Origin of the sequence: Marinobacter profundi, assembly GCF_002744715.1 — a bacterium.
GTDB lineage: Bacteria > Pseudomonadota > Gammaproteobacteria > Pseudomonadales > Oleiphilaceae > Marinobacter > Marinobacter profundi.
On the sequence record NZ_KZ319367.1, the window covers coordinates 680291 to 688940 of the forward strand.

Annotated in this window: 8 protein-coding genes and 1 pseudogene; 6 read left to right on the forward strand and 3 right to left on the reverse strand. The window is 62.0% G+C overall.

The window, feature by feature from the left end; translation table 11 throughout:
- Nucleotides 1–3: 3 nt before the first annotated feature.
- Genes CLH61_RS02945 through CLH61_RS02960 form a run of 4 tightly spaced genes read left to right on the forward strand, consistent with a single transcriptional unit; the run spans nt 4 to nt 5799 of the window.
- Complete coding sequence (locus CLH61_RS02945) at nt 4–1446, forward strand: cytochrome ubiquinol oxidase subunit I (RefSeq protein ID WP_099613189.1); 1443 nt, start codon at nt 4–6, stop codon at nt 1444–1446.
- Between the two features lie 2 nt (nt 1447–1448).
- Nucleotides 1449–2450, forward strand: coding sequence for a cytochrome d ubiquinol oxidase subunit II (cydB, locus tag CLH61_RS02950; protein ID WP_099613190.1), 1002 nt, complete (start codon nt 1449–1451; stop codon nt 2448–2450).
- Nucleotides 2451–4160 (forward strand): thiol reductant ABC exporter subunit CydD, encoded by a 1710-nt coding sequence (cydD, locus tag CLH61_RS02955; RefSeq protein ID WP_099613191.1) that lies wholly within the window; start codon nt 2451–2453, stop codon nt 4158–4160.
- Nucleotides 4153–5799, forward strand: coding sequence for an amino acid ABC transporter ATP-binding/permease protein (locus CLH61_RS02960; RefSeq protein WP_099613192.1), 1647 nt, complete (start codon nt 4153–4155; stop codon nt 5797–5799). Before cydD ends, CLH61_RS02960 begins: the two co-directional genes overlap by 8 nt.
- A 27-nt stretch (nt 5800–5826) precedes the next feature.
- Here CLH61_RS02960 and CLH61_RS02965 read toward each other — a convergent pair whose 3' ends face one another.
- Together CLH61_RS02965 and CLH61_RS02970 are read right to left on the reverse strand one after the other, a co-directional pair.
- Nucleotides 5827–7092: a saccharopine dehydrogenase family protein gene (locus tag CLH61_RS02965; RefSeq protein WP_099613193.1), complete on the reverse strand. Its 1266-nt coding sequence runs from the start codon at nt 7090–7092 to the stop codon at nt 5827–5829.
- 42 nt (nt 7093–7134) lie between these two features.
- Nucleotides 7135–7551, reverse strand: a complete 417-nt coding sequence (locus CLH61_RS02970; RefSeq protein ID WP_099613194.1) for a hypothetical protein — start codon at nt 7549–7551, stop codon at nt 7135–7137.
- Nucleotides 7552–7669: 118 nt separating this feature from the next.
- Between CLH61_RS02970 and CLH61_RS02975 the strand changes: the two genes are divergently transcribed.
- Nucleotides 7670–7999: a hypothetical protein gene (locus tag CLH61_RS02975; RefSeq protein ID WP_099613195.1), complete on the forward strand. Its 330-nt coding sequence runs from the start codon at nt 7670–7672 to the stop codon at nt 7997–7999.
- Nucleotides 8000–8007: 8 nt separating this feature from the next.
- Complete coding sequence (locus CLH61_RS02980) at nt 8008–8466, forward strand: hypothetical protein (RefSeq protein ID WP_099613196.1); 459 nt, start codon at nt 8008–8010, stop codon at nt 8464–8466.
- A gap of 55 nt (nt 8467–8521) precedes the next feature.
- On the opposite strand, the pseudogene CLH61_RS02985 reads toward CLH61_RS02980, so the two are convergent.
- A pseudogene (locus CLH61_RS02985) lies at nt 8522–8650 on the reverse strand (electron transfer flavoprotein subunit alpha/FixB family protein); the annotation flags it as partial.

Sequence of the window (8650 nt, forward strand, 5' to 3'; positions counted from 1 at the left end):
CCAATGGAACTCGATCCTCTCTTACTATCGCGAATCCAGTTCGCGTTCGTGGTGTCATTTCACGCCATCTTTCCGGTCTTCACGATCGGCCTCGCTTCCTACATCGCGGTGCTTGAAGCTCTGGGCTTCAAAACCGGCAACCCGGTCTGGCTCAAACTGTCGGGCTTCTGGACCAAGGTGTTTGCGGTGGTCTTCGGCATGGGCGTGGTTTCGGGGATCGTCATGTCCTTCCAGTTCGGGACTAACTGGAGCAACTTTGCCCAGGCCTCGGCCAATTTCCTCGGGCCCATTCTGAGTTATGAGGTGATCACGGCGTTCTTCCTCGAGGCGGCGTTCCTGGGGGTGTTGCTGTTTGGTCGGGACAAGGTTCCACCGGGCATTCACCTGCTCTCCGCCATCATGGTGGCTACCGGGACCTTTATTTCGTCGTTCTGGATTCTCTCTGCCAACAGCTGGATGCAGACCCCGACCGGGTTTGAGTTGCGGGACGGCATTTTCCATGTCACCTCCTGGAGCGAGGCCATTTTCAATCCGTCATTCCCGTTCCGCTTCATGCACATGGCGCTGGCGTCTTTCCTTACCGGCAGTTTTGTGGTGGCAGGCGTGAGTGCCTGGTACCTGCTGCGGGGCCGTGAGGTGGAGGCCAACCGCAAGGCGCTGTCCATGTGCCTGTGGCTGCTGTTGTTCATTGCCCCGGCCCAGTTGGTGGTGGGCGATTTCCATGGCCTGAGCACCCTGGAGCACCAGCCCACCAAGGTCGCCGCCATGGAGGGTAACTGGGAGACCTCTTCCAATGTGCCACTGCTGTTGTTTGCCATACCCGATCAGGAAAACCAGACCAACCACTTCGAAATCGGTATTCCGAGCCTGGCCAGTATGATCCTGACCCACGAATGGGATGGTGTCGTGCCCGGCCTGAACGAGGTGCCGCGGGAAGAACAGCCCCCGGTGGCGATCGTGTTCTGGTCGTTCCGCATCATGGTGGGCATCGGCACCCTGATGATCCTGTTCGCCCTGACGGGTCTGGTCTTGCGGGCGGGTGGTCGTTACTGGCGTACACCCTGGTTCCTGCAGGCCCTCCGGTTTATGAGTATCGCGCCGTTTGTCGCGGTGCTCACCGGCTGGTTTGTCACCGAAGTCGGGCGCTCTCCGTGGCTGGTCTACGGCTTGATGACGCATGCTGAAGCCGTCACTCCGTCACTTACCGGCGGCATGGCGCTGTTCACCCTGATCGGCTACATCGTGGTCTACGCCATGGTGTTTTCCGCCGGAGTCTATTACCTGATGCGGGTGCTGTACGTAGGGCTGGAAGGCTCGGAACAGGAGCACGACCTGGAAAGTGACCGGCCCATGCGACCGCTCTCGGCAACGCACGTTCCGTTCGAGTACGACGAAGGCAACGAGTCAGCCAACGCTGACCAGCCAGCCACCCGGGGAGGTCACTGATTATGGAACTGTTCGATCTGGCCCTGATCTGGGCATTCATTATAGGCTTCGGCATCATCATGTATGTGCTGATGGACGGCTTTGACCTTGGTGTCGGCATTCTCTTCCCGTTTGCTCCCAACGAGCAGGCCCGGGACACCATGATGAACTCGGTGGCGCCGGTGTGGGACGGCAATGAAACCTGGCTGGTGCTGGGCGGTGCCGGCCTGCTGGCCGCCTTTCCCCTGGTGTACACGATCTTCCTGCCGGCACTGTACATTGGCGTGTTCCTGCTGCTGGCTGGCCTGATCTTTCGCGGTGTCGCGTTCGAGTTCCGCTTCAAGGCCCGGACCTCCCGCTACCTCTGGAACTGGGCCTTTGCCGGTGGTTCAACTGTCGCCACCTTTGCCCAGGGCGCGGTGGTCGGCGCCTACATCCAGGGTTTCGAAACCGCCAACGGAGTTTACGTGGGCGGCGCCCTGGACTGGCTGACGCCCTTTACGGTGCTGACTGGCCTGGGAATGCTGGCGGGCTACGCGCTGCTGGGATCGACCTGGCTGATCCTGAAAACCGAGGGCGACCTGCAGCAATGGGCCTATCGCATTACCACACCGTTGCTGCTGGGTGTGCTGGTGATCTTCGCTATCATCAGTGTTTGGACACCCTTTGTGGACGACCTGGTGCGTGAGCGTTGGTTCTCCAACCTCAGTGTTATCTGGATCTTACCGGTACTGACGCTGTTATGCGCCTGGCAGATTTTCCGCTCGGTTCGCAACCGCTCAGAGGGCATGCCCTTTGTCGCCACCATGGGGCTTTTCATCTTTACCTACCTGGGGCTGCTGGTCAGCCGCTGGCCCTACGTGGTGCCGCCGGAATACACCCTTTGGGAGGCGGCGTCAGCCTATGAGTCACAGCTCTTCCTGCTGCTGGGCCTGCTGTTCGTCATTCCCATCGTACTGGCCTATACCGCCTGGACCTACTGGGTGTTCCGCGGCAAGGTCCGGGCCGACGCGGGCTATCACTGAGTGAGTAACCAGGGTGCAGCTGACGCCCGGCCCGGGGCTCGCCCCGGCGCCCGGGCGTGGCTTGGCCAGCTGGCGGGCACCGGACGCCCCCTGATTACCCGGACCGTAGCCGCCGGAATGGTGGCCGGGCTGGCCACCATTATCCAGATGGGCTTGCTGGCGACGATTGTTCACCGCGGCATTATTGACCGGGTTCCGCCCCCGGATCTGCTGCCCTGGTTCCTGGCCCTGATCGCAGTGATCGTGCTGCGGGGCTTTGCCCAGGGGCTGCAGGCCAGTTACGCGGCCAATTGCAGTCGCGCGTTGCGGGCCCGGGTGCGCCGTGAGCTCAATACCAGTTGGCGACGCAGCGGGCCGGTCGGCCTGCGGGAGGTATCCGCCGGCACCCTGGCGCGGGAGTGGCTGGATCACGTCGAGGCCCTGCACGGCTATTTCGCCCGTTTCCTGCCCCAGCTGGCGCTGAGCGCAATCGTTCCGCTGATGATCCTGGTGGTGGTGTTCTGGCTCGACTGGCTGGCCGCCATCTTCCTGTTACTGTCTGCCCCACTCATCCCGCTGTTCATGGCACTGGTGGGCATGGGCGCAGAAAAACTCAACCAACAGCATTTCGAGGTGATCGGCCGTTTGTCGGGCCAGTTTCTCGACAAGGTACGGGGGCTGACCACCCTGCAGATATTTGGCCAGACCGCATCCGCAACCGACGCCCTCCGCAGCAGATCGAACGATTATCGCCGGATCACCATGAAGACCCTGCGGGTGGCGTTTCTGTCTTCCGCCGTCCTGGAATTTTTTGCCTCCGTGGCTATCGCCGTGGTCGCCATCTATATCGGCTTTGGCCTGCTGGGCTACATCAATTACGGTCCCTCGCCGGAGCTGACCCTGTTCAGCGGGCTGTTTATCCTGTTACTGGCACCGGAGTTTTTCCAGCCGATCCGCTTGTTGTCGCAGCATTATCATGACCGGGCAGCGGCACTGGGCGCTGCCAGCGAGTTACTTGCCCGCATGGACCGGCTGGCGCCCCGGCCGCAGCCGTGTTTGGTATCCGGCGCGGCGGATGCGCCGGCGTCACCGGACCTGATCCGGGCGACCGGCGTTCACCTTGCTTATCCTCACCAGCCGGCCGTGCTTGATGGCCTGGACCTCACCATTCGGCTGGGCCAGATTGTCGCGCTTACCGGGCCGTCCGGGGGTGGCAAGAGTACCCTGCTCCACCTGCTGGCGGGTTTTATTCATCCGGACCAGGGCGAGTTGTCGGTTTTTGGCGAGCCACCGGGTAACCGGCCGTTCGGCTGGCTGAGCCAGTCACCGTTCCTGGTTCAGGGTAGCTGGGCAGACAATCTGCGGATGACCGTGCCCGAAGCATCAGATGTCGCGATCGCGGCGGCGCTTCGCCGGGTTGGTCTCGGTCCGTTGCTCGACAGCCGCCCCGCCGGTATCCACAGTACCGTCAGTGAAGGCGGCGTCGGCCTCTCCGGGGGCCAGGCCCGCCGCCTCAGCCTCGCCCGGGTGTTCATTGCCGACTACGACCTGGTATTGCTGGACGAACCGACCGCCGGCCTCGATGCCGACAGTGAGGTGTATGTGCTGGAGGCCATGCACCAGCTGGCGGAGGCTGGCAAGACGCTGGTCTTTTCAACGCACCACCAGGCCCTGCTGACTCTGGCCGACCGAATTCTGCTGGTCAATAACGGGGAGGTGCGGGATGCGTGACCTCAAACCCTGGCTGGCCCTGATCCTTCGCCGTCCCGGCCGGCTGCTTGCCGGCGCCCTGCTGATCCTGCTGACGTTACTGGCCGGCATGGGATTGCTCGCGCTGTCGGGCTGGTTCCTGACGGCTACGGCGATTACCGGACTGATGCTGGCAGCCGGCGTCCAGGCGTATGTGAACCTCTATGTACCGGGTGGCGGTATCCGCCTGTTCGCCGTCACCCGTACCGTGGCCCGCTATGCCGAGCGGGTCTACAACCATGACACAGTGCTGCGCCTGCTGGCCGACATCCGGATCCGCCTGTTCACCCGGCTGTCGGCCAGCAATACTGCTTCACGGGCACGGCTGAGGGGCCCCGAGTGGCTGTCACGCCTGACCAGTGATGTCGATACGCTTGATACCCTGTATTTGCGGCTGCTTGCACCCGCCGGACTTGCCGTGCTGGTGACGGGTGTGGTGGTTGGGGGAGCCTGGCTGCTGGGGGATGGGGAGCTTGCTGCCGTACTCGGCGGCCTGCTGGTATTGGCACTGATTCTGACCACCGTGCTGGTCAGTCTGCGGACCCAGCGGCTGACGCTGAAGCGGGCCGACGACCTTGATCGGGTAAGGACAACGGTGGTGGAACACCTGGAAGGCTTCGGAGAGCTGACAGCGGCGGGACGCGCCGGCAAACACGGTGCCCGGCTTTGTCGCCTCGCCGGTTCGGTAGCCCGGGACCAGGCCACCGCAGACCAGCGGATTGGCTGGCACCTGGCCGGCAGTGGCGTACTCGTCAACCTTGCGGCAGTAGCCGCACTCTGGTTTGGCCTGGGGCTGTTCAACCGCGACGCCATGACAGGGCCGGTGGTGGTGCTGCTGCCGCTGGCGGTGCTGGGGCTTGCCGAGATTTACAGCACCCTGCCCGACGCATTCGGGCGAATGGGCGCGATGCTGGGGGCGGCACGGCGGCTAAACCGCGATTGTGGCAGCGACACTGGCAGTGATAGCGCGACCTCCAACCACGCAGACAAGGGTATCCAGACCGCCACGGACGGCGCCGGTACAGGCGACCACGCAGTTATCCTTGCGGATGTGACCGTGCGGTTCGGCGCGCAGCCCCCATTGCTGAAACATTATTCGCTGATGGTTAACGCGGGTGATCGCCTCGGCGTAGTTGGCCCGTCCGGCAGCGGCAAATCGTCCATCGCCGATCTGATTGCCGGGTTGCAGACCGCCACGTGCGGTACGGTAACTGCCGCTCCCTGCGCCTACCTTACCCAGGCAAGCGTGCTGTTTGACGATACCCTGAAGAGCAACCTGCTGATCGGAAACCCGCAGGCATCGGACCTGGACCTCTGGCGGATACTGGAAGCGGTCGCCATGGCGGACCGCTTTGCGGCCCTGCCCCGGCAACTGAACACCTGGATGGGCGCCTATGGCCACCAGCTGTCCGGGGGCGAAGCGAGACGAATTGCGCTGGCCAGAACCTTGCTAAGTCAGCGCAGCCTGCTGGTGCTGGACGAACCGTTCACTGGGGTGGACGATGCCAGCCGTGAGCGGATTGCCAGGGCCATCGATCCCTGGCTTGACGGCAAGACCGTCATTGCCCTCGGGCACGGTCCCGAGGCCCTGCCAGGATTCGACAGAATTGTCCGGCTGTAGGCGGGCAACGACCTTGTCCGGTAACCCCTAGCGGGGTTCGATCACCTCGAACGTCAACCCTGCCTTGGCGGTAAGACGCGCCAGCAACTGTCCGTCGAAGATGGATGCCGGAGTCCAGAAACCACCCTCCTTATCCGACTTGGCAATGTCAAACGCCAGGCAGTTACCTGCTTCACCCAGCATTTTTGCGGTCGAGCCATACCCCGGGTCCCGGTCTCCGGTCACTTTGGTCCGGATTTCCTCACCACTGGCGGTTTTCCCGATGAATCTCAGGTCATAGAAGCCGCTGCGCTGGGCCTCCGGGCTGGGGCCCTCACCCGGCTTGGGGACGACATAGCGTTCAAGCAGCCAGCGGGAAGGGCGAATGGCTGCTGCCACCAGGAAGCCTCCCAAGGCGCCGGTGATGCCGTAGGCCGTCGCTCTGGCTTTCAGCCCTTTACCGGTCATCATCGCCTCATCGTAGGTGAACTCCTTGCCATATCTCGCGCCCATCAGGGCATTGGAGCGATGCACGATGCGGGTATTGATGGCGGCCATCACGAACGGCGCCAACCAGACGCCGAAATCCTCGTCGTAGGCTGCGGACTTCAGGCTGGGCTGACGTTTGCTGGAACGGTGCTCGGGCGGACAGATAGAGAACGGGTTGGCCAGTTCCTTGCGCAAAGCCGGGTCCGCCGCGGCTTCCCTGGCCACATTCATCATGCTGGCAACAGTGCCGCCGGACAGGCCGCCCTTGGCGACCTTAACCCGCATCCGGACCTCCTCACAGGGCTGACCAAACCGTTTTTCCGCTTCCTGCTGGAGAAACCATACCCCCATGTCGGAGGGAATGGAGTCAAATCCGCAACAGTGGACGATCCGCGCGCCGCTCTCCCTGGCCTGCACTTCGTACTTCTCAATCATCCGGCGGATCCACTGCACTTCCCCGGTGAGGTCGCAGTAATCGGTGCCGTGTTCAACACAGGCTTTGACCAATGGTTCCCCGTAAAGGGCATAGGGCCCAACGGTGGAAATGATCACCCTGCTCTGGCGACACATGGCTGCCAGAGACACTGCATCTCCGGCATCCGCCGCGATAATGGGCAACTGGCTGGCGCTGCCTCCCAGGCTGTCGCGAACACTGGCCAGCTTGCTCGGCGAACGACCCGCGATCGCCCAGCGTACCTGGTTACCGACGCCGTAGGTGTCGGCCAGGTAACGGGTCAGGATCTGACCCACAAAACTGGTCGCACCAAACACAACGATGTCATAGTCAGTGGCCAGCGTGGCTGTCGTCTGCTCCGGATTGGTCATGGATCATCCTCAGATTTGAAAATTACCGCAGTCGGGTACGGGTCAGTTACCGGCTCGCGCCGCGCGGGACGTCATTAATGTCATCAGCAGGGCTACCCCGAAGCCCCAGAACGCATTCAGAACAAGACCGCCAACCCAGGTCTGGGCCGTCACCTCGAGCCCCTTGAGCGGAAACACCAGCAGCATTGCCACCGCCGTCGGCCCGAGGGCGCCGGCAATCAGGCTGCCCGCCCAGAACCCGAAGCGGTTAAGGCGTCCTATGATGCCCCACAAAACCAGACCCCATAAACCCCCAAAGAAGGCCAAAGACACCACGGCAGGAACTCCGAACGGCGGCACCGGAGTCAGATTGAAGGGTGGTACCGGCACTTTGCCGCCCAGCCAGAACAGGGCGAACAAGCCCTGGTGAAAAATCAGAGTCGCCAGAAACCCGCTGGCAAAAGCCTTGATCCAAACCACGAAATGCTCCTATATCCGTCTCGTCGGCCAATCGTTTCGGTGCATCAGTGCTGCAAACTGAGCGCCTGTGTCCACGCTGCACAAGCAGCTTAATCTACCTGCGGAGGTCAGACTGCAAATGGACTACCTGCTGCTCCTGCTCAGTATTGCCTTAATTGGGGTTGCCGGCTTTCTTTTCTGGCAGGTTCGTGAACAGCGTCATACGCTTCAGGTACTTATGGAGGCTACCGACCAGAACGAGCCCCCATCCAACCCGGAGATGGTGCTTACGCTAAGGGTCGTAGATCCGATCAGTGTCGCCAAGCGGGAAAGCCGGTCGGCCCGGGTGGTGGCCGACCGTTTGCCGGTGATGGTCACCAAGATGGTGTATCAGGAGGTTATGAAAGAGCTGGATGAGGAGCTTCGCGCCCGCGACATCGACGTCGAGATGAGTATCGAGTACCGCTAGGAGCCAACATGAACCCCTCTCTGATCATCGGTTACCTGTTACTGGGCGCTGCGGCAACGCTGACCGGCTACGCCCTTATGAACTATCAGCGGAACCAGGCATTGCTGCGCCGCCTTCAGAGTCACCACGCACGGGTGCGCAGCATCGTGCAGAAGCACCGCATGGACCTTCAGGAGGTCAGGAATCGCAACAAGCTGGTGGAGGATACCGTCGCCGGGGGAACCACCGCCGTCGAACTGGTTCACCGCACCATCACCACCGTAACCTTCGAGGCCATCGACCGGTTCTCGTCCAGTGACAAGGTGAAGGAAAACGCCCGGCGTGCCCGGATGACCCATGACGAAGCCACCAGCCAGATCTACCGCTCGGTCAGGCGCACCAATCGCGCCATCCATGTGCTCGCCAATACCGTGCTGTCGGAGAAAGCCCGTAAACGCCTTCGCCAACACGTCGCGCGCAAACCCTGACAAGCCATAAAAAAAGGCGCCTCATTGGGCGCCTTTTTTCTTTGAAGACAATCCTTTAGAGGACTTTCTTCAACTCTTCCTCAAGCTGGGGCACCGCCTCGAAGAGGTCCGCCACCAGGCCGTAGTCGGCCACCTGGAAGATCGGGGCTTCTTCGTCCTTGTTGATCGCCACGATCACCTTGGA

What these genes read in the sequence shown, in the direction of transcription:
- cydB (WP_099613190.1), top strand. Translation starts at nt 1,449, where the DNA reads ATGGAACTGTTCGATCTGGCCCTGATCTGGGCATTCATTATAGGCTTC.
- CLH61_RS02975 (WP_099613195.1), top strand. Translation starts at nt 7,670, where the DNA reads ATGGACTACCTGCTGCTCCTGCTCAGTATTGCCTTAATTGGGGTTGCC.
- CLH61_RS02960 (WP_099613192.1), top strand. Translation starts at nt 4,153, where the DNA reads ATGCGTGACCTCAAACCCTGGCTGGCCCTGATCCTTCGCCGTCCCGGC.
- CLH61_RS02965 (WP_099613193.1), bottom strand. Translation starts at nt 7,092, where the DNA reads ATGACCAATCCGGAGCAGACGACAGCCACGCTGGCCACTGACTATGAC.
- CLH61_RS02945 (WP_099613189.1), top strand. Translation starts at nt 4, where the DNA reads ATGGAACTCGATCCTCTCTTACTATCGCGAATCCAGTTCGCGTTCGTG.
- CLH61_RS02980 (WP_099613196.1), top strand. Translation starts at nt 8,008, where the DNA reads ATGAACCCCTCTCTGATCATCGGTTACCTGTTACTGGGCGCTGCGGCA.